17 protein-coding genes, 7 tRNA genes and 4 pseudogenes are annotated in these 24,059 nt (G+C 61.7%); 5 read left to right on the forward strand and 23 right to left on the reverse strand.

All coding sequences use genetic code 11. The features are described from left to right. Positions 1-28: 28 nt before the first annotated feature. The 3 genes and pseudogenes from queF to ACFQDL_RS03015 all read right to left on the reverse strand — a co-directional run bounded on the left by queF (position 29) and on the right by ACFQDL_RS03015 (position 2,653). Positions 29-855, reverse strand: a pseudogene (gene queF, locus ACFQDL_RS03005) (NADPH-dependent 7-cyano-7-deazaguanine reductase QueF). Beyond that, positions 852-1,625: an ABC transporter permease gene (locus ACFQDL_RS03010; RefSeq protein ID WP_379907769.1), complete on the reverse strand. Its 774-nt coding sequence runs from the start codon at positions 1,623-1,625 to the stop codon at positions 852-854. Before ACFQDL_RS03010 ends, queF begins: the two are co-directional and overlap by 4 nt. A gap of 76 nt (positions 1,626-1,701) precedes the next feature. Beyond that, positions 1,702-2,653, reverse strand: a pseudogene (locus ACFQDL_RS03015) (ABC transporter ATP-binding protein). 257 nt (positions 2,654-2,910) lie between these two features. Between ACFQDL_RS03015 and ACFQDL_RS03020 the strand changes: the two are divergent. After that, a complete protein-coding gene (locus ACFQDL_RS03020; RefSeq protein WP_379907770.1) occupies positions 2,911-3,309 on the forward strand; it encodes a PA2817 family protein in 399 nt (132 codons plus the stop codon). A 121-nt stretch (positions 3,310-3,430) separates the two neighbouring features. Here the strand turns inward: ACFQDL_RS03020 and ACFQDL_RS03025 are convergent, their stop codons facing one another. The 10 genes from ACFQDL_RS03025 to ACFQDL_RS03070 form a co-directional block, all read right to left on the reverse strand. Then, positions 3,431-6,232 (reverse strand): bifunctional diguanylate cyclase/phosphodiesterase, encoded by a 2,802-nt coding sequence (locus ACFQDL_RS03025; protein ID WP_379907771.1) that lies wholly within the window; start codon positions 6,230-6,232, stop codon positions 3,431-3,433. 51 nt (positions 6,233-6,283) lie between these two features. Beyond that, complete coding sequence (locus tag ACFQDL_RS03030; RefSeq protein ID WP_379907772.1) at positions 6,284-7,501, reverse strand: porin family protein; 1,218 nt, start codon at positions 7,499-7,501, stop codon at positions 6,284-6,286. Then, entirely contained in the window at positions 7,482-7,910 is a 429-nt protein-coding gene (locus tag ACFQDL_RS03035; RefSeq protein WP_379907773.1) for a hypothetical protein, read from the reverse strand. Before ACFQDL_RS03035 ends, ACFQDL_RS03030 begins: the two co-directional genes overlap by 20 nt. A 90-nt stretch (positions 7,911-8,000) precedes the next feature. Continuing rightward, positions 8,001-8,076: transfer RNA gene (locus ACFQDL_RS03040), tRNA-Glu, on the reverse strand. A 128-nt stretch (positions 8,077-8,204) separates the two neighbouring features. Beyond that, a tRNA-Gly gene (locus ACFQDL_RS03045) sits at positions 8,205-8,280 on the reverse strand. A 3-nt stretch (positions 8,281-8,283) separates the two neighbouring features. Next, a tRNA-Glu gene (locus ACFQDL_RS03050) sits at positions 8,284-8,359 on the reverse strand. 618 nt (positions 8,360-8,977) lie between these two features. After that, positions 8,978-9,053, reverse strand: a tRNA-Gly gene (locus ACFQDL_RS03055). 36 nt (positions 9,054-9,089) lie between these two features. After that, positions 9,090-9,165, reverse strand: a tRNA-Glu gene (locus ACFQDL_RS03060). Positions 9,166-9,204: 39 nt separating this feature from the next. Then, positions 9,205-9,280 (reverse strand) — tRNA-Gly (locus tag ACFQDL_RS03065). A gap of 3 nt (positions 9,281-9,283) precedes the next feature. Next, positions 9,284-9,359 (reverse strand) — tRNA-Glu (locus tag ACFQDL_RS03070). A gap of 135 nt (positions 9,360-9,494) precedes the next feature. On the opposite strand from ACFQDL_RS03070, the gene ACFQDL_RS03075 reads away from it, so the two are divergent. Further along, the gene (locus ACFQDL_RS03075) at positions 9,495-10,190 is read left to right on the forward strand and encodes a hypothetical protein (protein WP_379907774.1); all 696 of its coding nucleotides are present in this window, start codon (positions 9,495-9,497) and stop codon (positions 10,188-10,190) included. Positions 10,191-10,202: 12 nt separating this feature from the next. Here the strand turns inward: ACFQDL_RS03075 and ACFQDL_RS03080 are convergent, their stop codons facing one another. From ACFQDL_RS03080 to ACFQDL_RS03110, 7 genes and pseudogenes are all read right to left on the reverse strand, one after another. Then, entirely contained in the window at positions 10,203-10,760 is a 558-nt protein-coding gene (locus tag ACFQDL_RS03080) for an acyl-CoA thioesterase (protein WP_379907775.1), read from the reverse strand. Positions 10,761-11,119: 359 nt separating this feature from the next. Next, positions 11,120-12,749: pseudogene (locus ACFQDL_RS03085) on the reverse strand (acyl-CoA synthetase). A 104-nt stretch (positions 12,750-12,853) separates the two neighbouring features. Continuing rightward, on the reverse strand, positions 12,854-13,780 hold the full coding sequence (locus tag ACFQDL_RS03090) for a branched-chain amino acid ABC transporter permease (RefSeq protein ID WP_379907776.1): 927 nt from the start codon (positions 13,778-13,780) through the stop codon (positions 12,854-12,856). A gap of 21 nt (positions 13,781-13,801) precedes the next feature. Then, entirely contained in the window at positions 13,802-14,689 is an 888-nt protein-coding gene (locus ACFQDL_RS03095; protein ID WP_379907777.1) for a branched-chain amino acid ABC transporter permease, read from the reverse strand. A 54-nt stretch (positions 14,690-14,743) separates the two neighbouring features. Next, complete coding sequence (locus tag ACFQDL_RS03100) at positions 14,744-15,958, reverse strand: ABC transporter substrate-binding protein (RefSeq protein ID WP_379907778.1); 1,215 nt, start codon at positions 15,956-15,958, stop codon at positions 14,744-14,746. A gap of 118 nt (positions 15,959-16,076) precedes the next feature. Continuing rightward, positions 16,077-16,796 (reverse strand): ABC transporter ATP-binding protein, encoded by a 720-nt coding sequence (locus tag ACFQDL_RS03105; RefSeq protein WP_379907779.1) that lies wholly within the window; start codon positions 16,794-16,796, stop codon positions 16,077-16,079. Beyond that, entirely contained in the window at positions 16,793-17,617 is an 825-nt protein-coding gene (locus ACFQDL_RS03110) for an ABC transporter ATP-binding protein (protein ID WP_379907780.1), read from the reverse strand. The genes ACFQDL_RS03105 and ACFQDL_RS03110 overlap by 4 nt, the downstream gene beginning before the upstream one ends. Before the next feature lie 201 nt (positions 17,618-17,818). Between ACFQDL_RS03110 and ACFQDL_RS03115 the strand changes: the two genes are divergently transcribed. From ACFQDL_RS03115 to ACFQDL_RS03125, 3 genes are all read left to right on the forward strand, one after another. Further along, complete coding sequence (locus ACFQDL_RS03115) at positions 17,819-20,668, forward strand: cache domain-containing protein (protein WP_379907781.1); 2,850 nt, start codon at positions 17,819-17,821, stop codon at positions 20,666-20,668. A gap of 74 nt (positions 20,669-20,742) precedes the next feature. Continuing rightward, positions 20,743-21,453 (forward strand): response regulator transcription factor, encoded by a 711-nt coding sequence (locus ACFQDL_RS03120; protein WP_379907782.1) that lies wholly within the window; start codon positions 20,743-20,745, stop codon positions 21,451-21,453. Between the two features lie 67 nt (positions 21,454-21,520). Then, the gene (locus tag ACFQDL_RS03125; RefSeq protein ID WP_379907783.1) at positions 21,521-21,841 is read left to right on the forward strand and encodes a hypothetical protein; all 321 of its coding nucleotides are present in this window, start codon (positions 21,521-21,523) and stop codon (positions 21,839-21,841) included. 7 nt (positions 21,842-21,848) lie between these two features. Here the strand turns inward: ACFQDL_RS03125 and ACFQDL_RS03130 are convergent, their stop codons facing one another. From ACFQDL_RS03130 to ACFQDL_RS03140, 3 genes and pseudogenes are all read right to left on the reverse strand, one after another. Next, on the reverse strand, positions 21,849-22,283 hold the full coding sequence (locus ACFQDL_RS03130; protein WP_379907784.1) for a DUF3775 domain-containing protein: 435 nt from the start codon (positions 22,281-22,283) through the stop codon (positions 21,849-21,851). Positions 22,284-22,547: 264 nt separating this feature from the next. Beyond that, the gene (locus ACFQDL_RS03135; protein ID WP_379907785.1) at positions 22,548-23,204 is read right to left on the reverse strand and encodes a CoA transferase subunit B; all 657 of its coding nucleotides are present in this window, start codon (positions 23,202-23,204) and stop codon (positions 22,548-22,550) included. Positions 23,205-23,272: 68 nt separating this feature from the next. Beyond that, a pseudogene (locus ACFQDL_RS03140) lies at positions 23,273-23,973 on the reverse strand (CoA transferase subunit A). Between the last annotated feature and the right edge of the window lie 86 nt (positions 23,974-24,059).

Here is a 24,059-nt window from a genome sequence, read left to right on the forward strand (position 1 = left end):
GCCCGGAACGGGGCGGACCCGGTAATGTTTACTGGCGATTGAGGCGCAGATTGGGCGCCTGTTCCGTCAGACTGCTGCGCCAGGGATTGATATCCAGGCCGCCGCGTCGCAGGTAGCGGGCATAGACCGTCAGCGCCTCGGCCCGCAGCGCTGCCAGATATCCATGAAGATGTTCTCGACGCACTGCTCGTGGAAGTCGCCGTGCTCGCGGTAGGAGATCAGGTAGCGCAGCAGTCCCTCATCGTCGATCTTCGGCCCGCGATAGACGATCTGGATGCTGGCCCAGTCCGGCTGCCCGGTCACCGGGCAGTTGGACTTGAGCAGATGACTGTAGAGCCTCTCCTCGACCGTCTCGCCCCGGGCACTCAGCAGCGCCGGCTCCGGCAGGTAGTGACTGATCTCGACATCGAGATCGTCGAGACAGCGGCCGTCGAAGCGTTCGATCGGCAGCGCGCTGTCGGGATCGATCAGCCGCACCCTCACCTCGCCACCGGCGGCAGCCGAGAGATCCCGCGCCATCAGTTCGGCCACCTTCGCCTCGCTGTCGAAACGGCTGAGGTTGAAGGAGTTCAGGTAGAGCTTGAACGACTTCGATTCGATGATATGGCTGGAACTGGCCGGAATGCGGAACTCCGCCAGCCGCACCACCGGCTTGCCACGGGCATTGAGCCAGGAGACCTCGTAGGCGTTCCAGATATCCTCGCCGGTGAACGGCAGGCTGTCCCGCTCGATGCCGCGTTTGGCCCAGTTCAGCCGGCGCTCGATCGGATAGAGCTGGCCCGGATCGTAGGTATTGACGTATTGGGTGTCCTGCCCCAGCGGTGACTGGTGCAGAATCGGATCTTCATGACTCAAGCGCGAATCCCCTTGCCCTTTTGCAACAGGTAGAGTGAATAACTGAACAGCACGGCGATAAACACCAGCAGCATGGCGAATGCGAAAACGATGCTGATATCACTGACCCCGAGGATACCGTATCGGAAGGTGTTGACCATATAGAGAATCGGATTGAGCATCGAAACGCCCTGCCAGAACTCCGGCAGCAGCTCGATCGAATAAAAGACACCGCCCAGATAGGTCAGCGGCGTCAGGATAAAGGTCGGCACGATCGAGATATCGTCGAAGGAGTTGGCGAAAACGGCATTGATGAAGCCGCCGAGCGAGAACAGGATCGACGTCAGCAGCACGGTAAAGACCGTGACGAACAGGTGATGCACCTGCAGATCGGTGAAGAACAGCGACAGCAGCGTCACGATCAGCCCCACCCCGAGGCCCCGGGCAACGCCACCGACGACATAGCCGCTGAGAATGATCCAGTTCGGAATCGGCGATACCAGCAGTTCCTCGACATGGCGCTGGAACTTGGTGCCGTAGAAGGACGACACCACGTTGCCGTAGGAGTTGGTGATCACCGACATCATGATCAGGCCCGGCACGATGTACTCCATGTAGTCGAAGCCGCCCATCTCGCCGATGCGGCTGCCGATCAGGTTGCCGAAAATAATGAAGTAGAGCGTCATGGTGATCGCCGGCGGCAGCAGCGTCTGCGGCCAGATCCGCATGAAGCGGCGTACCTCCTTGACGACAATGGTCCAGAAAGCGACAAAGAGTTCCCTCGGGTTCATGCGATCTCCTGATTCGGATGGCGCTCGGCCACCGGACTTTCGTTAAGGGTGCGGTCTGCGATATTCAAATCGGGGCTCAGGCGGTTTGGCCGGTCTTTTCCGCCGGTTCGGTCTTGAGGTTCTTGTCGACCAGGCTGACGAACAGCTCTTCGAGACGGTTGGCCTTGTTGCGCATCGAGCGCACTTCGATGCGCCGGTCGGCCAGTTCCCTGAACAGCCGGCTGAGTCCTGGACTTCTCCACCTCGACCACCAGCGTGTGGTCGTCATCGAGCTGGGCCCTGTAGCCGTTGAGCTCGGGCACGCCCGGCTGCGGCGGGTCGATGTCGAGAATGAAGGTCTCGGTATTGAGCTGCTGCAGCAGCGCGCGCACGCTGGTGTTCTGGATGATGCGGCCGTGATCGATGATGGCGATGTTGCGGCACAGGCTCTCGGCCTCTTCCAGATAGTGCGTGGTGAGGATGATGGTGGTGCCGGCGGCGTTGATCTCGCGCAGAAAACTCCACATCGAGCGGCGCAGCTCTATATCGACGCCTGCGGTCGGCTCGTCGAGAATCAGCACCCGGGGTTCGTGCACCAGCGCCCGGGCGATCATCAGGCGGCGTTTCATGCCGCCCGAGAGCATGCGCGAGACCTGATCGCGCTTGTCCCAGAGGCCGAGCTTTTTCAGATAGAACTCGGTGCGCTGACGCGCCAGCCCCGGCGGGATGCCGTAGTAACCGGCCTGGGTGGTGACGATGTCGGCCACCTTCTCGAACTGGTTGAAGTTGAACTCCTGGGGCACGACGCCAAGACACATCTTGGCCCTGGCCTTGTCGCTGTCGAGGTTGTGGCCGAACACCTCGACCTCGCCGGCGGACTTGTTGACCAGCGACGACACGATGCCGAGGGTGGTCGACTTGCCGGCACCGTTGGGCCCGAGCAGCGCGAAGAAGTCGCCTTGCTTCACCTCGAGCGAAATCCCCTTCAGGGCCTCGAAGCCGTTGTCGTAGGTTTTGCGAAGGTTGCGTATCGAAAGCGCAGCGGTCATCTGTCCATCCTGTCTGTTCAGCCCGTACCGGCCGGTAGGTATCTTATCCTAGATGGGGGGTGAATCAGGAAAATTCAATCGTCCCTCGGACGCGGCTCAGGGTTTTGCCAGGCAGACAATTGCTCCTGCATTGTCTGCACAAAAGCGGGGCGGCCTTCCGCCGTCCATGGCTTAGACAGACAATTGCTCCTGCATTGTCTGCACAAAAGCCGTCCATGGCTTAGAATGGCCACCAATGCCCACAAGGACCGCACAAGATGATCAGCGACTATCACCCCTTCCATCTCAATCTGCTCAAGGTGGCCTATAACAACCTGCTGCGACAGGAACCGTTCTGTCACGAGGAGTTGTCGGAAAACGATGCCCAGTTCCAGCGACAATTGACCGATCTGGTCCAGGCCGTCGAGCAGCAGAGCGGGGATTATATCGAATCCGGCCAGCAAATTCTGTCCCGGCTGGTACGCCACTACCCCGAACTGGTACCGCTGCTGCCACGGGACCTGTTCTGGTACTTCGGCGGCGAGTGCCTTCACTTCATGCCGGACGACGAAATCGAGATTTTCCAGCGCCTGGACGAGCAGCGCTACGAGGCCGAGTCGGCCGGCGAGCCGTTCCACTACGAGGAGGCGCGGGCGCACATCCTGGGACTGCATTGAGTTCGGTGCGGTGCGCTTACCAGCACCCTACGGCAGCCGGATAGATTGTAGGGTGCCGGTGACGCGAAGCGAACCGCACCGATTTGTGATGCCCTCGCTGATCCCCGAATGATGGCGCCGGCTATTGATGCTCCATAACGTAGTCGAAGAGTTCATCGGGTGGCAGCGGTTTGCTGAAGTAATAGCCCTGAATGGTCGAACAGCCGTTGCGCAACAGGAACTGCAACTGCTCGTCCGTTTCCACGCCCTCGGCCAGCACCTTGATGCCGAGGCTCTGGCACAGCACGATGATGGCCCGGACAATGGCCTCGTCGTCGCTGTCGCGACCGATATCGCGCACGAAGCTCTGATCGATCTTGAGGGTGTCGATGGGAAAGCGCTTGAGGTAGCTCAGTGACGAGTAGCCGGTACCGAAATCGTCCATCGACAGCGTAATGCCACGTTCGCGCAGCTGATTCAGCTTGCCTATGGTCAGCTCGGGCTGGCGGATCGCGAAGGATTCGGTGATTTCCAGATCCAGCAGTTGCGGCGACAGGCCGGCTGCGTCCAGCGCCTGGTCGACATGCTCGAGCAGGCTTTCATGGGCGATCTGGGGCCCCGCCAGATTGACACCGACACGTATCGGCGCCATGCCGGCGGCCTGCCACTCGGCCATCTGCCGGCAGGCCTCCTGCAGCACCCAGCGCCCGATCGGCACGATCAGTCCCATCTCCTCGGCCAGCGGAATGAAACGCCCCGGTGATACCATTCCGTATTCAGCGTGCTGCCAGCGGATCAGCGACTCCAGGCCGCAGACCTGACCGGTATGGGCATCGATCTTGGGCTGATAATGCAGGCTGAACTCGCCCTGCTCGAGGGCCCGGCGCAGATCGTTCGCCAGGGTGAAACGCTCGACCCGCGAGCTGCCCTGGGCTTCATGGTAGAAGCGATAACGCCCCTGCCCCTGCCCCTTGGCTTCGATCATCGCCAGATCCGCATGTCTGACAAGATCGGACGCCTCGGCACCCTGCTCCGGGAAAAGACTGATGCCAATGCTGATGCTGCTGTAAAGTTCGTAACCTTCGATATGGAAGGGTTCGATGAATACGCGAATCAGTCGCTCGGCCATCTGCGCCGCTGCATCATGGGCGTCATCGCTCTCCAGCATCAGCACGAACTCGTCGGCACCGAGCCGGGAAACACAGCAGTCCTCACCGGCAAGCTCGAAGATACGGCGGGCAACCGCCTGCAGCAGTTTGTCACCAATGCGATGGCCCAGGGTATCGTTGACATCCTTGAAGTCATCGACGTCACAGCACAGTACCGCCAGCTGACCACGGCGCGTACCGACATCGGCCATGCGCTGCGACAGATCGTCGAAGAACAGCAGCCTGTTGGGCAGCCGGGTCAGGGCATCATGGTTGGCCAGCCAGTATAGACGGCTTTCGGCATCGCGCCGCTCGGTCATGTCGATCGCGATCGACAGGATACTGGCCTCGCCCGGCAGGCTGTCGTCGAGGCAGGAATGCTGCCAGGACAGCTGAATGTCGCGCCCGGCCGTGGTGTGGTAACGGCTATCCATCGCCAGCCGGCTGTCCAGCCCCAGATAAAGACGCTGCATCCGCGCTTTGCCGGTCTCGTCGTGCTCATCCAGCACGGTTTCGACGAACAGGCAGCCAGGCTGCCGGGCAGGATCGAGACCGAGCAGGCGAATACCATATCGATTCAGCGTCAGAATCCGCCCGTCCGCATCCTGCGTCAGGATCACCGCGTCGGCGGTATCGAACAGACGATTGACGAAGTCGCGCTCACGCAGCAGCGCTGCACTGCGCTGCTCCAGTCTCAGCGTCCGGTCGGCCACCGAGTCCTCGAGCTGCTCGAGCCGGCTCGAGAGTTCCGCGGCACTGCCTGAAAGCACCTCGAGTTCATCGGGAAAGTGCCAGCGATGCAGTGGTTCGGGGAGCTGGCGCAACTTGCGCTGGCGCAGCTCGGGACTGCTGGCCAGCAAGGGGAGTCGCTGCGACAGACTGCGTATATAGTTCAGGGGCCGGCGCAGCAGCAGCACCTGCAGCAACAGCGCCAGCAGGGTCCCCAGACTGGCCAGAGCCAGGCTCGAAAAGAAGCGCTGCTGCAGCGCAGCCAGCTCCGGACCGATATCGATGATCAGCACCCAGTAGGCGCCATCGGGTGCTCCGGCCACGACCGGCGCCAGCATCAGTTCGAGATGGCGCCGGCCCCGCTCCAGATCGAGAACCTTGTCCTGGGGCCGCCCAGGCATGAGGCTGAGCCCCTCCAGCAATGGCTCATTGTAACTGCGGTTCGTTAGCGACAAGATCTGCCATCCATCCGCCACACCGGACTCCGTGACCAGTCCGAGGTCGGCGCCCGACTGGCGGTGAAAATTGACCACCAGATCGTACATCAGGCGACCGACCAGCAGCACGGCGCTGTCACCATCCGCCAGCATGACCGGAATGGCGACATACTGCATGCAGCCGCGGTTGCAGTGAATATCCTGTACCGGCTGCTCCCGCACCCTGACCTGGCGCACCCAGTCGGTCCGGACCTCCATTGCCTCACCCCAGCTGCGTACCAGGCTGCCGTCCGAGCGGTATAGCTGAACCAGGTCGAGGATCGATTGCCTGACCAGCGCGCCCGCACGGTCACCGACCGCACGCAGCAGCCCTTCCGGGGTTCTCTGGGCCGGCACGCCGGTCGGCGCAACCGTCTGGGCGATATCCAGCAGGCGGCCGTAGCCCTCGGCAACCATGCCGTCGAGCATCCTGAACTGATTCTGACGCAGCTGCTGTCGATCCTCGGAATATTCGTGCAGGCGCTGATAGTAGAAGATGCCGACGGCCAGTCCATGTACCAGACTGAGCGTCAGCAGCAGGACCAGTGTCACCTTCCACTTCAGACTGACGAAGGGACGAGGCAGGGTCACGACGGCCTCCCGGTGGCGTTGATGGTCCGGTGCAGAATCATCTCGTGCCGCCTAAAACCGGTAGGTTGCCTGGAGGGCATGGAGATTCCAGTTTTTCTCGAGTCCGGACGGCTCGGGGTTGTCTTGACGCGGCAGCCAGAGCGTGCCGCGCACAAGGTGCCATTCGGCCCGCAACAGCCAGTTCGCGGACGGCTGCCAGCCGACGCCCAGCGTCAAGTCCTTTGCATAGCGGGTGTACGCCGGAACATCCACCCCGATACCGCCCAGAAGCTGTTGATAACCCCGGCCACTGCGATCGTCACGGTCGATATAACCTTCGCCGTATCGCGCAATCAGATCCCAGCCGGTGGCGAAGCGATACTGCGCCTGCAGATACCAGGCCTCGAGGTCCGTTTCCGGCTGCAGCGAAAACAGGCCGCCGAGCTCGCCCCTGTCGATATGCTGCCACATGTATTCCGACGCGAAGGTCCAGCGCTCGCGACTGTACTGTGCCGAGAGCACGGCGATATCCACCCGCAGCGTACCTTCATCGGGCGCGAGCGGCGTAACGGGGGGCAGATCATCCTCGTAGTCCAGCTCGAAAGACAGCAGCGACAGACCCGCCTTCCAGCGCTGTGCCGGATCGCTCATGAGCAGCCGGCCGATCAGCGCCGAACCGCTGTCGAAGCGGCCGGGATGGTCATCGTGCAGATAGCTGTATTCGACGCCTCGATCCCGTTTCGGCAGGCCCGCGACAAGGTCGAAATCGAACTGGTAGCCGGTGGCCATCGACTGATAGTAGACGCCGGCGCCATCGACCGAAAGCGCCAGGTCCCGCGCCATGTCGTAGTAGATCTCTTGCGGCAGCAGGATCGAGGGCCGGGTGAAGGCAACGTCACGGGTATCGTTGTATAAACCCAGCGGCACCTTCAGTCGGCCGAGCCGCAAGCCGGTCTGGCGCAGCGCCAGATCCTGAATCCGCCAGTCCAGCAGCAGATAATCCGTCTGCAGCGAGCCGTCATCGACCTCGCCGGCGCGACGGGACATCAGCTGTCCGGCCAGCCTCAGCGAGGACTGTACACGCCAGGACGCATTGACTCCGACCTCGCGAAAGTCAAAACTGCCGTCTTCGCTCGGGCCGTAAATGTTGTTGTGGTCGGAATGGAAATAGCCCTGCGTCAGAAAACCGCTGATACGCAGCTCGTCCGACGATCCGGACGCCTGCAGGGCGGCGCTTGCGAGCGGCAGGACAAGCGCCTGGCAGTAACGTCTATTGAATCGCAATGACATCTACCCCTTCTGGCTGTCTGACCGACTCCTCGAGATAGCCGATCGCACCCTCGGTGCGCCGCACCCGCTCGAGCATCTGTGCCGCACTCTCCACCACGACCGGCGCCTGGGCGGTTCCGGAAAAGATATAGCGGTCCCAGATACTGCGCAGCTGGTAAGGGTAGATCTGCAGGGTCCGTTTAACGAAGCGGGCATGGGCCGGGTGCTGGTCGGGATAAACGATCAACGTAACGGGCTCGCCACCCGGCCACCGACTGACGCGCATGGAAAACAGCGCGAACAGGTGATCGCGGCTGAGCGAACCCGGCGCTACGCCGGCATTGGCTATGACGGTTCCGGCACTGGCCGGCTGTAAAGACGACAGGACTATCGCCAGCAGAAGTGCGCAGTACTGCAGAAGCTTGGTCACAGTCCCTTGCGAACTCCCAACCATTGATTGACCGGAGGCAGAGTACAAATTATCGCTAGAGCTGGCAAGCAGGATTGGGCATATGAAAGGTGGCGTCCCATAGGGGGTTCGAACCCCTGTTACCGCCGTGAAAGGGCGGTGTCCTAGGCCACTAGACGAATGGGACGCAACGATTTGAAGCTTGTAGCAGAAAACTAACAGCTTTACGTTTTGGAGCGGAAAACGATATTCGAAAGGGGGCGCCCAGCTCTCGCGGCCGGTGCTCTCTTCTTGCGCTTTTCCAACACCAAATTTTGGAGCGGGAAACGAGACTCGAACTCGCGACCCCGACCTTGGCAAGGTCGTGCTCTACCAACTGAGCTATTCCCGCTGATGGCGTCCCATAGGGGGTTCGAACCCCTGTTACCGCCGTGAAAGGGCGGTGTCCTAGGCCACTAGACGAATGGGACGCTGTAGCTCCCCAACTGAGGAGGCGCGTATTCTATGCAGCTTGCCGGGAGCTGTAAAGCCCTTTTTTTGAAAAGATTTTTAGCCGTGAGGCATGAGGCATGAGGCGTGAGGCGTGAGGCGTGAGGCGTGAAAGAAAGCATCGCTGGAATTGTAGGTTGGGTAGAGCGCCGCAGGCGCGAAACCCAACAATGGCCGGGACCTCGTGTCACGAGAACGGCAACAATCGATCCAGGCATCGCGCAATGCAACAGGCACAGCGGAAAATGCACAACAATGGAGGGCGTTTCAATGGATGGATGCTGGGTTTCGCTCCGCTCTACCCAGCCGATGTGATGCTTGTCGCTTGTCGCTTGGCGCTTGGAGCTGAATGCTTGCGGCTTTCTTTAGAAATCGGCGCGGGAAACGAGGCTGGAACCGGCCGGCGCCCCGGTCGCGGGCTCGACAAATAAAAAGCGGGTCGCCTGTCAGGTCGGCACTGGCTTTGAAGCAATAAGACAAGGAGTGTTCGAGCGGGAAACGAGGCTGGAACCGGCCGCCCCCCGTCGCGGGCTCGACAAATAAAAATTGGGTCGCCTGTCAGGTTGGCACTGACTTTGAAGTCAAAAGATAAGGAGTGTTGGAGCGGGAAACGAGGCTCGAACTCGCGACCTCAACCTTGGCAAGGTTGCGCTCTACCAACTGAGCTATTCCCGCTGATATCCGAATTGTAGACCAATCCGAACCGTTGGATGGCGTCCCATAGGGGGTTCGAACCCCTGTTACCGCCGTGAAAGGGCGGTGTCCTAGGCCACTAGACGAATGGGACGCAACTTTTGAGTTATGCGTTACGCGTAATCTTCAAATTTGGAGCGGGAAACGAGACTCGAACTCGCGACCCCGACCTTGGCAAGGTCGTGCTCTACCAACTGAGCTATTCCCGCTGATGGCGTCCCATAGGGGGTTCGAACCCCTGTTACCGCCGTGAAAGGGCGGTGTCCTAGGCCACTAGACGAATGGGACGCAGCCTGCATCGGCTCAGCGCCGAATGCGGGGCGTATATTATTGTTCCCCCGCGGCAAGGTCAAGGGTTTTTTTAGGTTTTTTTCCTATAAAATCAACACCTTCATTTTCAGCCAGCCGATACTTGCGGACCCCATGAGCCCCACCGAAACCGGATTACTGATTCTTGCCGGCGTTCTGGCACTTGCCATCGCGGCTTATGTTGCACAGATGGTGGAAAACCAGCGCCAGGCACGGCGCCTTCGCCTGATGGCGCTGAAGGAAAGCATAAGACGCGCCGCCTATCTGCTGGATAGCCTGCCGGTGCAGTTCCAGACGGCGGAGATCCGCCAGGTCCTGGGGGCGACCCTGAATCACTTCTGGGACGAGCTGCTGAAACTGGAGCGCAAGGCCGAGTATCTTCAGCAAAAGGAGGCGCTGCAGCAACAACTCGCGCAGTCCCCGGAGCCCGTTCCCTACTCCGCCGATTCACTGACCCTGATGCCGGACAAGGACAGCGCCCGCCGCGCCCGCGCGATCCTTCGGGAACTCGCCCAGTTCATCAAGCAGCAACATGAAAAGGGGCAGCTCTCGGTGCAGACTGCCAGCCTGACGCTGAGGCAGGTGAAGAGCGGCTATCACCGCGTCAGCTGCGATCTGTCGATCATGGACGCCCGGGATATCGAAAGCGGCCGCGGCCCCCAAGTCGCGGTGCATCAGTACCGCAGCTGTCTGAGCAAGCTGCGGGCACTGCGCGGCCAGCCCCATATCGAACGCCAGCAACAGAATCTTCAGGCCCATCTCGCGCAGGTCGAACAGCTGCTCGACCAGACGGCTAAAGACGGGGACTGAGTTTCGGTCCGCTCAGCGGACGAGGCGGCAGTTTTCGCCCTGAAGGCGCTCCAGATCCTGGTCGACATCCAGTGCCCGGCGCGCCTCGCGCAGTTCGTCCTTGTAGGCGCGCTTGAAGCGACGCCGCATCATGCCTTCGAGAAAACGCTTGATCTCGGCATCGTCCTCCAGCACCAGGCCCGGTACCGGTACCGGCTTGCGGCTCTCCTCGTCGACCGCGACCATGGTGAAATAGGAGGTGTTGGTCGGCTTGACGATACCGTTGTGAAAATCCTCCGAGACCACCTTGATACCGATCTCCATCGACGACTTGCCGACATAGTTCACCGACGCGTAGAGGGTCAGCAGCTCCCCCACTTCCACCGGATTGAGAAAGTCCACCGAATCGATCGACGCGGTCACACAGTAGCAGCGCGCATGGGTCGCCGCACAGGTATAGGCGATCTTGTCCATCAACGAGAGGATCTGGCCGCCATGGACCTTGCCGCCGAAATTCGCATAGGACGGTACCATCAGTTCCTTGAGCACCTGCTGTGACGCCTTGACCGTTCTGAACTCTTTTTCTGCCATCTGCCGTTCCTGTCGCTGTCTTAGGGGTTATGCGCGGCGGGTGACGCCTGATGCCTGAAGACCCTGCCCGCGAAACCAGAAGGTAGCACGTAATGGGGCTTCGACGAAAAGAGTATGGACATCCGGGTTCAGCAGCCTGGGCCGCTTTCTCGCTGAAGAAAGGCGCTACATAGGCGGCTGCGCTTCGATCTCACAACCGCATCTGCGGTCGCAGGGTGCGCACCGCACCTGTGAACTGGTCCCGTGGTGCGGTTCTTTGCACTCACCAGCCCCCTGCCGGAGCTTTACCGTCACTCCAAAGAAAGGCCTCCGCGAGGGAGGCCAAAAGGGCACCGGAGTGCTATGCGGGCTAAAGCTGATCAGGATAATGTTTTCGCCTGCTCGCGCAGCACGAATTTCTGGATCTTGCCGGTCGAGGTCTTCGGCAGGTCGCCGAAAACCACGGTTTTCGGCACCTTGAAACGCGCCATGTTGTCGCGGCAGAAGTCGATGATCTCCTGCGCATCCAGGGTCGCGCCGGTCTTCAGGGTGACGAAGGCGCAGGGGTTTCGCCCCACTTCTCGTCGGGGCGCGCGACCACCGCCGCCTCCTGGATCGCCGGATGGCGGTAGAGCACGTCCTCGACCTCGATACTGGAGATGTTTTCGCCGCCGGAGATGATCACGTCCTTGGAGCGGTCGCGGATCTCGATATAGCCGTCCGGATGCCAGACTGCCAGGTCCCCGGAGTGAAACCAGCCACCGGCGAAGCTCTCGTCGGTGGTGCGGGGATTTTTCAGATAGCCCTTCATCACCAGGTTGCCGCGCATCATGATCTCGCCGATGGTGACGCCATCCTGCGGTACCGGCTGCATCGTTTCGGGATCGGCCACCATCAGGCCGTCGAGCATCGGCGCCCGCACGCCCTGGCGTGACTTCAGCCTTGCCTGCTCGGTCGCCGTCCTGTCGTTCCACTCGTCGTGCCAGGCACAGACGACCGAGGGGCCGTAGGTTTCGGTCAGGCCATAGACATGGGTGACCCTGAAACCCAGTTCCTCCATGCCCTGGATCACCGCCGCCGGCGGCGCTGCACCGGCGGTCATCACCTTGACCTGATGCCCGATCCCCTGCTTCAGTTCGGCGGGCGCATTGTTGAGCATGTTCAGCACGATCGGCGCGCCGCAGAAGTGGTTGACCTTCTCGCTGCGGATCGCTTCGAAGATCGGCTCGGCACGCACATGGCGCAGGCAGACCGCCGTGCCGACCGCCGCCGCCAGCGTCCAGGGAAGCACCAGCCGTTGCAGTGGAACATCGGCAAGGTCCAGAGATAGACCGGCTGTTCGCCCATGTTCCAGGACACCAGATTGCTGATCGCATTGAGGTAGGCGCCGCGATGGTGATAGACCACGCCCTTGGGGTCGCCGGTGGTACCGGAGGTATAGTTCAGCGAGATCGCCTGCCATTCGTCCGCCGGCCCCCGCCACTCGGCGTCCCCTTCGCCTTCGGCCAGCAACTGCTCGTAGCTCAGGCTGCCGATCAGTTCGCCACCGGACCAGGCCGGATCGTCGATATCGACCACCAGCGGCGGGTGCGGCACCATCTTCAGCGCCCGGGAAACCACCTCGGAGAACTCCCGTTCGGTGATCAGGATCTTCGTTTCGGCGTGCTGCAGGATAAAGGCGATCGCTTCGGCATCGAGCCGGGTATTGATGGAGTTCAGCACCGCACCGCTCATCGGTACGCCGAAATGGGCCTCGAAGTGCTCCGGCAGATTCGGCGCGATGATCGAGACGGTATCGCCCGGCACGATGCCGCGCTTTCGCAGCGCGCCGGCAAGCTGGCAGCAGCGGCGGTAGGTCTCGGCCCAGCTGCGACGCAGGTCGCCATGGACCACCGCGGTGCGATCCGGATAGACGAAGGCGGCACGCTCGATAAAGCTCAATGGCGTCAGCGGCGTGAAGTTGGCTGGCGTCCGGTCGAGGAACTGCTCATAGGGATTGTGACGAGGCATTGGGCTGCCCTCCTCTGGTATGGAGCATAAACATGTAGGTTGGAATGAGCGCAGCGAATTCCGACGCCACTTCCCGGAATTCGCAGGCTCATTCCAGGCTACGTTCAAAAGTTCTGCTTCAGCACCTTGCGGAACTGGCCGACGATACCGTTGCGAAACGCCAGTACGCAGATCACGAAGATGGCGCCCAGGATGATATGAATGTAGTTGCCCAGCTCGCCGCCGGACAGGTAATTCTGGATGGTGACGATGGCGCCGGCGCCCACCAGCGGTCCGAACAGGGTTCCCATGCCGCCGACCAGCGTCATCAGCACCACTTCGCCGGACATGTGCCAGTGCACGTCGTTGAGGGATGCCAGCTGGAACACCAGGGTCTTGGTGGAGCCGGCCAGTCCCGCCAGGGCCGACGAGATGATAAAGGCGACCCACTTGTAGTCGTTGACGTTGTAGCCCAGCGAGATCGCCCGCGGCTCGTTCTCGCGGATCGCCTTGAGCACCTGGCCGAACGGCGAATGCACGGTGCGCTGGATCAGCCAGAACCCGAACACGAAGATCCCCAGCACGAAGTAATACATCGCCAGGTTGTCGGACAGGTCGATCAGCCCGAACAGCGCGCCGCGCGGCACGCCCTGCAGACCGTCTTCGCCGCCGGTAAAGGGCGCCTGCAGATAGAAGAAGAACGCCAGCTGGGCCAGTGCCAGGGTCACCATCGCGAAGTAGATCCCCTCGCGCCGTACCGCCAGCTTGCCGTAAACGGCGCCGAGCAGCCCGGCCGCCAGGGTGCCGGCAAGAATGCCGAGCTCCGGCGTCAGGCCGGCATGGATCATCAGGTAGCCGGTGATATAGCCCCCGGTGCCAAGGAAGGCGGCGTGGCCGAAGGACAGCAGGCCGGCAAAGCCGAGCAGCAGGTTGAAGGCGCAGGCGAAGAGCGCGAAACAGAGCACCTTCATCAGGAACACCGGATAGAGCACCGTCGGTGCGATCAGCGCCAGGAGCAGCAGCGCCAGATTGAGTTTTTTGTTATTCATCATCTTTTTACTCCCGAAGCCGCTTCAGGCTTCCTTGCCGAACAGACCGGCTGGCTTCATCAGCAGCACGATCACCATCACCAGGAAGATCACCGTGGTGGAGGCTTCCGGATAGAAATATTTGGTCAGCCCCTCGACGATCCCCATGCCGAGGCCCGTCAGGATGGCGCCTCCGATCGACCCCATGCCGCCGATGACGACGATGGCGAAGACCACGATCAGCAGGTTCGACCCCATCTCCGGCGATACCGAGTAGACCGGCGCCGCCATGACACCGGCAAAGCCGGCCAGCGCCACGCCGAAACCGAAGGTCAGGGTCACCATCAGCGGCACATTGATGCCGAACGCCTGCATCAGCTGTGGATTTTCGGTGCCGGCCCGCAGGTAGGCGCCAAGACGGGTCTTCTCGATCATCCACCAGGTCGCACCGCAGACCACCACCGACGCGACGATGATCCAGGCCCGGTAATCCGGCAGGTACATGAACGGCAGCCGGGTACCGCCCTTGAGGGCTTCGGGAATCGCATAGGGCATGCCGGAGGAACCGAACAGGTGGGTGAAGAGGCCCTGCAGCATCAGCGCGATGCCGAACGTCAGCAGCAGGCTGTAGAGGTGATCCTCATGGGCGATGGGGCGCACCAGAAACCGCTCCATCAGGATACCGATGCCGCCGACCGCCAGCGGCACCAGAATCAGCGCCAGCCAGTAATCGATGCCCAGATGGTTCAGCGCCAGCCAGGCGGCAAAGGCGCCCAGCATGTACATCGCGCCCTGGGCGAAATTGATGATCTTCAGCAGGCCGAAGATGATCGCAAGACCGAGGCTCAGCAGCGCATAGAAGGAGCCGTTGATCAGCCCGACCAGCAGCTGGCCGAACAGGCCGAACAGATTGATGCCTAGAAAAGTTGCCATAGCGTTCCCCGGAAACTCAGATCCGCTCCGGGCGTGCCCGGAGCGGGTTTCTTCTTATGATTTGGCGAAGTTGCACTCCGGCAGCACCGGTCCGTAGACCTCGTCACCGGAGATCACGTCGACCACCTTGAAGATGTCGTCCGCATCCCGACGCTCCTCGGCCTTCTTGATCTGCACGTTGTACATGTCGTGCACCATGCGCCCGTCGGCACGCAGGGTGGCATTGCGGGCGAAGAAATCGTCCGGCTTCATCTCCTTCATTTTCGCGATCACGGCATCGGAATCGTCGGTACCGGCCGCCTCGATCGCCTTCAGATAGTGCATGGTCATCGAGTAGGCGCCGGCATGGCCCATCGCCGGAATGGCGCCGTGACGTTCCTTGAAGCGCTTGCTCCAGGCGCGGGTGGCGTCATCGAAGTCCCAGTAGAATCCGGTGGTCAGCGTCATGCCGCCGGCGGTCGACGGATCCATGGCACGGGCATTCGGAGTGAACACCAGCAGCCCCGCGACATCGGTGGTCTGGTTCAGGCCGAATTCGGCGGCCGTTTTCAGGGCATTGACGGTATCGGTGCCGGCATTCGCCAACGCCACCACGTCGGCGCCGGAGGACTGCGCCTGCAGGATGTAGGAGGAGAAGTCGGTGGTGCCGAGCGGCGCCCTGACCGTGCCGACCACCTCGCCGTAGTTCTGCTTGATCACCTCGGTGGCGACCCCTTCCAGGGCATGACCGAAGGCATAGTCGGCGGTGATGAAGAACCACTTTTTCTTGCCGGCCTGCACCATTGGCTTGACGGTACCGTTGGCCAGGGCGGTGACGTTGTAGGTCCAGTGCACGTTGTAGGGCGAGCAGGACGAGGTGGTGAAGGCGTTGGAGGCGGCGGTCGAGATCAGCGCGATCTTCTTGTTGTCGGTCAATACCTTGGTCGCGGCACCGACCACGGCGGAGGACACCAGCCCACCGACCGCATCGACCTGCTCGTTCTCGACCCACTCGCGCACCTTGGCCGAACCGACATCGGGCTTGAGCTGGTCATCGGCGCTGACGATCTCGATCGGTTTGCCGAGCACGGTGCCGCCGAAATCCTCGACCGCCATCTCGACGGCGGTGACGCAGCCGGCACCGCAGATGTCGGCATAGACACCGCCCATATCGGCGAGCACGCCGATCTTGACCTTGTCGTCACTGACGGTGCCGGCCTGGGCCACCCCGGCCAGGGCGGTAGCGGCGGCGACAGCGGCGGTCAGCAGAGTTTTTTGCATCGCTTTCATTTCGTTCACTCCAGGTTTGTTTTTGTTGTGTCGTGTTGTGTTGTGGGAGCGGCGCCCCGCCGCGAATTGCCTCCGTGCAGGATTGATTCGCCGCGAGGCGCGGCTCCCACATGAGACGCTAAACCCCCAGATACGTATTGAGCATCTCGGTCTTGGCCTCGAGCTCGTGGGCCGCGACCTCCTCGACGATATGGCCGTGTTCCATCACGTAATGGCGGTCGGCGATGGGGGCGGCGAAACGGAAATTCTGTTCCACCAGCAGGATCGTGAGGCCGCGCTCCTTGAGCCTGACCAGCACCTCGCCGAGCTTCTGCACGATCACCGGTGCCAGGCCCTCGGTGATCTCGTCGAGCAGCAGGATATTGGCGCCGGTGCGCAGGATCCGGGCCAGCGCCAGCATCTGCTGTTCGCCGCCGGACAGCCGGGTGCCCTGGCTGTAGCGACGCTCGTAGAGGTTCGGGAACATCTCGTAGAGCTCCTCGACGCTCATGCCGTCGGAGCGCACGGCCGGCGGCAGCATCAGGTTCTCCTCGACATTGAGGCTCGAGAAGATGCCGCGCTCTTCCGGGCAGTAGCCCAGGCCCAGATGGGCAATGCGATGCGACGGCATCCCCAGGGTCTCGTTGCCGTTGATCACGATGCTGCCGGTGCGACGCCCGACCAGACTCATGATGGCCCGCAGCGTCGTGGAGCGACCCGAGCCGTTGCGCCCGAGCAGTGTCACGAGCTCACCCTGGTTCACCTTCAGGTCGATGCCGTGGAGGATATGGGACTCGCCATAGAAGGCATGCAGATCGCTTATCCGGATTTTTTCTCGATGGGATTTCAGAGTGCTCATGCGCCCGCCTCCGCCGTGATCGGTGTGACGGCGGCGGCAACCGGACGGCTCACCGGCTGCGCCAGTTCGTCGGCGGCCACGCCGAGGTAGGCTTCCCGTACCCGCGGGTCCGCCGATACGGTCTCGTAATCGCCTTCGGTCAGCACCGCGCCGCGCTGCAGCACGGTGATGCGATCGGCCAGCTTGGAGACCACATGAAGGTTGTGCTCGACCATCAGGATGGTGCGCCCTTCCGACACCCGCTTGATCAGATTCGCGACCACCTCGACATCCTCGTGGCCCATGCCCTGGGTCGGCTCGTCGAGCAGCATCAGCTCCGGCTCCAGCGCCAGGGTCGTGGCGATCTCCAGCGCCCGCTTGCGGCCATAGGGCAAGTCCACGGTGGCACTCTGGGCAAAATCGGCCAATCCCACCGCGTCGAGCAGTTCCAGCGCCCGATCGTTGAGCCTGTCCAGCACGCGCACCGGCTTCCAGAAATGGAAGCTGTTGCCTTCCTTTCGCTGCAGCGCGACGCGGACATTTTCCAGCACGCTGAGATGGGGAAAGACCGCCGAGATCTGGAACGAGCGGACGATACCGGCACGGGAAATCGCGGCGGGCTTCAGAGCGGTGATATCGCGACCGTTGTAGAGCAGTGTGCCGCTGGTCGGGGTGAGATATTTGGTCAGCAGGTTGAAGACCGTGGTCTTGCCGGCGCCGTTGGGGCCGATCAGCGCATGAATGGCGCCCCGCTCGATCCTGAGATTGACGTCGTCAACGGCGGTAAAGCCCTTGAACGCCTTGACGAGATTGTTCGTCTCGAGAATGTAGTCCTGGCTCATGCCTCGAATTCCCGCTTATTGTTGTTCTGGGACAGGGCCGCCCATGAGCGCCCTTGCATGGGAATCAAACTACGCCAGGAGTTTTGCGCGACTTTGTCGCAAATCTAACGAATTGTAACGGCGGAGAGTTTTTTCGCCGCGGATGAGGTATAAAGGCCACTACGGGATAACCCCAATAACAACCAAGGTCCTCCCCCGACGATGCTGCCCGGCTCCAAGCTCACACGCCGCTTCTTCACGGTGATCGCACTGATCATCGCGGCGATCTTCGTTGCCTTCTACAGCTATTCGGTGCCGCTGATCCAGCAGAAGGTGTTCGAGATCGAGCGCAACAACAGCCGCATCACGCTGAACAATGTATTCGAACTCGCCCGGCAGATGCACTTCAACGTCGAGGACTACCGCGCCCGGGCGCTGGACTCCCACAAGCAGCGGCTGCAGGCCGTGGTGGAGCTGGCGGCGATGCATGTCGAGGAGCACTTCCGCGAGGCCCGGATCCGGGGCCTGAGCGAAGCCGGGGCACGTAGCGGGCTCTTCGAGCGTCTGCGCCACTTCACCTACGGTGAAAACGACTATATCTGGATCGCCGATCACAACGCCGTGCTGCTGTCACATCCCGACCCGGCGCTGCACGGCCGGGATGCCTCCGACGTGCGCGACAGCGACGGCAACGTCATCATTCCGCCGATCGTCGAGATGGCGGCGCAGGAAGGCGAAGGCTTCTATCGCTACAAATGGCACCGTCTGGGTCAGCAACGGACAATCGACAAGTTTTCCTATGTGAAGAACTTCCCCCAATGGGGCTTCGTGATCGGTTCCGGCGTCTACCTCGACGATATCGACACCGAAGTGAAGCAGCAGACCGCCGGCGCCATTCAGGAATTGCGCGACGGCCTGCTGGAGCTGCGCATCGCCGAAACCGGCTACATGTACATCTTCGACGGTGACGGCAACATGCTGGTGCACCCGAACCCGAATCTCGACGGCACCAACTTTATCGACCTGCTGGACCCCGTGACCCGCAGGTCGATCGCCGCCGAGCTGATGGAGGTCGCCGATACCGGCCAGGAGCTCTACTACAAGTGGGACAAGCCGTCGGACCCGGGCAACTATGTCTACGACAAGCTGGCGCTGGTGCGCTACCTGCCCGGCTTCGACTGGTATATCGGCTCGTCGGTCTATGTCGACGAGCTCAAGAGCAGCTCCAAGGTGCTGACCGACCGCATCCTGACGATGGCGACGATCGCACTGCTCGCCGCCATCGTGCTGACCTTCATCTTCGTGAACTGGATCACCCGCCCGGTTCGGCGCCTGTCCGAAACCGCCGAACGGGTCAGCCGCGGCGAGCTCAGTGCCCAGAGCGGCATCCGCCGTGACGACGAACTGGGGGTGCTGGCCCGCGCCTTCGACCAGATGCTCGAGCAGCTGCGCGGCAATATCCACACCCTCGATGCCAAAGTCCAGGCCCGCACCGTCGCGCTGGAGCAGACCAACGACCAGCTGCGCCATGCGGTCGATTCGCTGCAACAGGCCCAGCAGGACCTGCGCCTGCACGAAGAGCGCCAGCGCCTGATTCTCGATGCGCTGCCTGCCCAGGTCGCCTATATCGACAGCCAGATGCGCTACGTCTTCGTCAACCAGGGCTATGCCGACGCCTTCGATCGCAGCAAGGATGAGATCGTCGGCCGTCAGCCGCTCGAAGTGCTGGGCGAGCGCATGTATGCCGATATCCGCCAGCAGATCGAGCGCACCCTGGCCGGCGAGGAGTCGGTCTATGAATACCGCTTACAGCGCGGCGACCGGGAGGTCATCACCAAGCGGATCCTGATCCCCTTCCACTCCTCCGACGAGGAGGTCAACGGGCTGCTGAACCTGTCCCTCGACATCACCGCCGAGAAGGAGGCGGAACGCCGCCTCAACGAGGCCCAGCGCATGAGCGCCGTCGGACAGCTGGCCGGCGGGCTGGCCCACGACTTCAACAATCTGCTGTCGATCCTGCTCGGCAACCTGGTCTCGATGCGCGACAGCCCGGCGCTGAACGCGTCGCTGCTGCGCTATCTGAATCCGGCGATCCGGGCGACCCGGCGCGGCGCCGATATCACCAGCCGCCTGCTCGCATTCTCGCGACGCCAGCCACTGAAACCGACCACGGTGGATCTCGATCGCCTGCTCGCCGATGTCGTCGAGCTGCTGGCCGGCCCCCTGCCCAACAGCATCCGCATCGAGTACCACTGCGAAAAGCGGGCTCCGCGTCCCTTCGTCGACGCCGGCCAGCTGGAGGATGCACTGGTGAACCTGGCACTCAATGCCCGCGACGCCATGCCCGATGGCGGCACCCTGAGTTTTCTGGTGGCGCGGCGCGTAGTCGAGGAAGCACCAGGCTACGATGAAAAGGTGCAGCCCGGCACCTATGTCGAAATCCGCGTCTGCGACAGCGGCAGCGGCTTTTCACCCGAGTCCGCCCGCCAGGCATTCGAACCCTTTTACACCACCAAGTCCGGCGGCGCAGGTTCGGGCCTCGGCCTGAGCATGGTGTACGGCTTTATCAAACAGTCGAAGGGCTATATCCGCATCGACAGCGAAACGGGACAAGGCTCGACGGTATCGCTGCTGCTGCCCGCCTCCTCCGCGCCCGAACCGCTGCCGCCGCCGGACAGGCAGTTGCGCGAAGAGGACTACAGCAACCAGCTTATCCTGCTGGTCGATGACGACCCCGATGTGCGCCAGGTGGTGCGCGAACAGCTGGTCGACCTCGGCTTCAGCGTTATCGAGGCCAGCGACGCCGACGAGGCGGCCCAGCTGGTCGAGGTACTGGACAACCTCTATGGCATGGTGTCGGATATCGTGATGCCGGGCCGCTTCAATGGATTCGAACTCGGCAGGCGGCTGTACGACAAACAGCCGCAAAGCCGCATCGTGCTGATCAGCGGCTACAGCTATGACCAGGACCCGGGCGACGAGGCCGACGGTTTCTTCACCATGCTGCAGAAACCGTTCGAGAAGGAGGACCTGCAGGCCGCGCTAAGGCAGGAGGCGGTCAGCAAGATGTAACCGGAGCCCGGGTTGTGGTTGTGGGCTCCTACAAAAGTTGATTCAAAACAATAACAAAGGGAAGTCGTTAAAACGTGAAACAGAACCGTCTGATCTATGTCGTCGACGACGAAGCCGATATCTGCACCCTGGTCTGTGACGAGCTGAATCGCTTCGGCTACGAAACCCGCTCCTTCAATACCGGCGGCCGGGCCGCCCAGGCGATCCGCAGGCGTTTGCCGGATCTGTGTATCGTCGATCTGGGGCTGCCCGATATGGACGGCCTCGGACTGGTGCGTGAACTTTGCGCCCATCAGGGCATCGGCATCATGATCCTGTCGGGCCGCGACAGCACACCCGACCGGGTACTGGGGCTGGAACTCGGTGCCGACGACTACATCACCAAGCCGTTCGAGCCCCGCGAACTGGTCGCCCGCGCCAACAGCCTGCTGCGACGGCTCGAACAGATCGACAACCAGGATGGCGAAAGCGCCCGTCGCCGGGCCTCCTTCGCCGACTGGACCTTCGATCCCGGCACCCTGACCCTGACCCGCAGCAGCGGCGAATCCGAGGTGCTGAGCACCGCCGAGGCGGAACTGCTGGACAGCCTGCTGCGCGCGCCCCGGCAGATACTGTCCCGCGACCAGCTGCTGGGCGAACGGGCCGATCCGTTCGACCGCAGCATCGACGTGCGCATGTCGCGCATCCGCAAGAAGATCGAGACGGACCCTAAAAACCCCAGCATCATCAAAACCATCTACGGTGCCGGCTACATGCTCGCCGCCGAAGTCAGATGGAGCCAGTGACGGATGATGCGTTACCGCTTGCCGTTCACCGGTTACTTTTTGCTCAAAGATGTTGCACAATGGGGCAATGATCAAACGCCCCACTAAAGCCGAACAGCACCGCGAACTGGAGAAACTGACCGCCGAATACCTGAAAAAAGGCGGCCAGATTACCGAGGTCGAACAGGGAGCCAGCGGTCTGGTCAACGGCGCTTATACAAAGCAGGCATTCACGCTCGGAGAACCGAAGCAGTCACGCACCGCGGTACCGGAAGTTCTGGCCGCCATCGATGCGCGGCGCCAGGCCAAGTCCAGACGTGAGGCCGGCGTGCGCCGGCGCCGGCCCAGAAAGCAGATCATCTACGACGATTTCGGCGAACCGCTGCGTGTGGTCTGGGTCGATAAATAGGGACCGGTCATCGCTCGCGCTTGTGCTCGTTGATGCCGTATCCGCGCAGATCTTCGGGCTCTTCGCAGCTGTAGCCGTGAATACTCAGCCCCTCTTCGAGATAATCGGCCACCAGCGGAGTCGCCAGCAGATAGTCGGCCGTATGGCGTGAATGCTCCTCCAGCGCCGTCTTCAGAGCTTCCCGCCAGTCTTCCTTGTCAAAGTCGCCACGCCCCAGCCACATCAGCGCCACCAGGCTGACCTGCTGGTCGGTTTCCAGCTCACCGATAAGGTCCTGGGCAAACTGATAGGTCATATCCCCCATATGATCGGCCAGTACCTGGCGTCCCCAGTCCTCGGCCGGGCTGTCCGGCAGCTCCGGAATCACCACCCCTTCCTTGGCCTGGAACTCACGCGCCAGCTGAATCACCTGGCACACCGTTTCGGGATTGATATTCAACATGAGCGATCACCTCCGGATCAGTTTGCGAGCTGATCACAGTATAGGCAGACATTGGATTCTGTTGAGACTGCAGGGGCTCGCCCGACTGTGGGAGCTCGCTCTGCGAGCGAATGACCGGATACAAGGTGGATTTCGCCCGGAGGACCGGCCTCCCACAAAAGGCAAAAAAACCCAGCCGGCGGAATCACTCCGGCTGGGTGTCGACAATGGACAAGATTACGAGTGAAGAAAACATCTCTGCAACGCGTAACGCGTAACCCCAGCTTAAAACTGCATTTCCGGCACATGATCGGGCACGATCAGCTTGCCGGCGGTCTTGGCAACGATCTCGTCGACCGATACGCCCGGGGCGCGCTCCCTGAGAATGAAGGCACCATCCTCGATCTCGAGCCAGGCCAGGTCCGTCAGGACCTTTTTGATGCAGCCGGCACCGGTCAGCGGCAGCGAGCACTGCTCCAGCAGCTTGGATTCGCCATTCTTGGAGGCGTGGGTCATAGTGACGATGATGTTGTCCGCGCCGGCCACCAGGTCCATGGCACCGCCCATGCCCTTGATGAGCTTGCCCGGAATCATCCAGGAGGCAATATTGCCCTGGACGTCCACTTCGAAGGCACCGAGGACCGTCAGGTCGACGTGACCGCCACGGATCATTGCGAAGGATTCGGCCGACGAGAAGATGGACGCGCCCTTGATGGTCGTCACGGTCTGCTTGCCGGCATTGATCATGTCGGCGTCGAGTTCCTCTTCCGTCGGAAAAGCGCCCATGCCCAGCAGGCCGTTTTCGGACTGCAGCATGACCTCCATGCCTTGCGGTACATAGTTGGCAACCAGGGTCGGGATGCCGATGCCGAGGTTAACGTAGTAGCCGTCTTTGAGTTCGCGGGCCACACGCATTGCGATCTGTTCGCGGGAAAGTGCCATTGTTCTGCCTCTCTTCCGTTCGGAACGCCCACCGGGTGGACATTCGCTGAATAGGGTTTCAACCTCGATTAAGCCTGGCGGACGGTGCGCTGCTCGATCCGCTTTTCGAAGGTGCCGAGGATGACACGGTCGACATAGATGCCAGGGTTTGGATCTGGCTGGGTTCCAGCTCGCCCGGCTCGACGATCTCCTCGACTTCCACCACGGTGATCTTGCCTGCGGTGGCGGCCATCGGGTTGAAATTCTGGGCAGTGTGGCGGTAGACGACATTGCCGTAACGGTCGGCTTTCCAGCCCTTTACGATGGCAAAGTCGCCGGTAATCGATTCTTCCAGAATGTAGGAGCGGCCGTTGAATTCGCGTACTTCCTTGCCCTCGGCAACCGGGGTACCGAAACCGGTGGCCGTATAGAAAGCCGGAATGCCGGCGCCACCGGCGCGCATCTTCTCGGCCAGGGTGCCCTGGGGCGTCAGTTCGACTTCCAGCTCGCCCTCGAGCAGCTGTTTTTCGAACAGGGCATTTTCGCCGACGTAGGACGAAACCATCTTGCGGATCTGCCTGTCTTCGAGCAGGATGCCGAGACCAAAACCGTCGACGCCGCAGTTGTTGGACACGATGGTCAGATCCTTGACCCGCATGCGCTTGATCTGGGCAATCAGATTCTCGGGAATGCCGCAGAGACCGAAGCCCCCGGCGATTACCGTCATACCGCTCTCGAGGCCCGCCATCGCCTCTTCATAACTGTTTACGACTTTATCGAAACCGGCCATCTCGCCACTCCTGATTATTGTCTTATCTGGTCAACCCTGTGGGAACCCACTCTGTGGGCGAACGCTCTCGCCCCCTATTCGCCCGG

The sequence above is a fragment of the Marinobacterium aestuariivivens genome (assembly GCF_042661465.1).
Lineage (GTDB): Bacteria > Pseudomonadota > Gammaproteobacteria > Pseudomonadales > Balneatricaceae > Marinobacterium_A > Marinobacterium_A aestuariivivens.

Excerpts from the sequence above, each read along its gene's own strand:
- ACFQDL_RS03105 (WP_379907779.1), bottom strand. The coding sequence starts at position 16,796 with ATGAGCACTCTGAAATCCCATCGAGAAAAAATCCGGATAAGCGATCTG.
- ACFQDL_RS03080 (WP_379907775.1), bottom strand. The coding sequence starts at position 10,760 with ATGGCAGAAAAAGAGTTCAGAACGGTCAAGGCGTCACAGCAGGTGCTC.
- ACFQDL_RS03010 (WP_379907769.1), bottom strand. The coding sequence starts at position 1,625 with ATGAACCCGAGGGAACTCTTTGTCGCTTTCTGGACCATTGTCGTCAAG.
- ACFQDL_RS03115 (WP_379907781.1), top strand. The coding sequence starts at position 17,819 with ATGCTGCCCGGCTCCAAGCTCACACGCCGCTTCTTCACGGTGATCGCA.
- ACFQDL_RS03125 (WP_379907783.1), top strand. The coding sequence starts at position 21,521 with ATGATCAAACGCCCCACTAAAGCCGAACAGCACCGCGAACTGGAGAAA.
- ACFQDL_RS03075 (WP_379907774.1), top strand. The coding sequence starts at position 9,495 with ATGAGCCCCACCGAAACCGGATTACTGATTCTTGCCGGCGTTCTGGCA.
- ACFQDL_RS03030 (WP_379907772.1), bottom strand. The coding sequence starts at position 7,501 with ATGTCATTGCGATTCAATAGACGTTACTGCCAGGCGCTTGTCCTGCCG.
- ACFQDL_RS03135 (WP_379907785.1), bottom strand. The coding sequence starts at position 23,204 with ATGGCACTTTCCCGCGAACAGATCGCAATGCGTGTGGCCCGCGAACTC.
- ACFQDL_RS03095 (WP_379907777.1), bottom strand. The coding sequence starts at position 14,689 with ATGGCAACTTTTCTAGGCATCAATCTGTTCGGCCTGTTCGGCCAGCTG.
- ACFQDL_RS03110 (WP_379907780.1), bottom strand. The coding sequence starts at position 17,617 with ATGAGCCAGGACTACATTCTCGAGACGAACAATCTCGTCAAGGCGTTC.
- ACFQDL_RS03130 (WP_379907784.1), bottom strand. The coding sequence starts at position 22,283 with ATGTTGAATATCAATCCCGAAACGGTGTGCCAGGTGATTCAGCTGGCG.
- ACFQDL_RS03100 (WP_379907778.1), bottom strand. The coding sequence starts at position 15,958 with ATGAAAGCGATGCAAAAAACTCTGCTGACCGCCGCTGTCGCCGCCGCT.
- ACFQDL_RS03090 (WP_379907776.1), bottom strand. The coding sequence starts at position 13,780 with ATGATGAATAACAAAAAACTCAATCTGGCGCTGCTGCTCCTGGCGCTG.
- ACFQDL_RS03020 (WP_379907770.1), top strand. The coding sequence starts at position 2,911 with ATGATCAGCGACTATCACCCCTTCCATCTCAATCTGCTCAAGGTGGCC.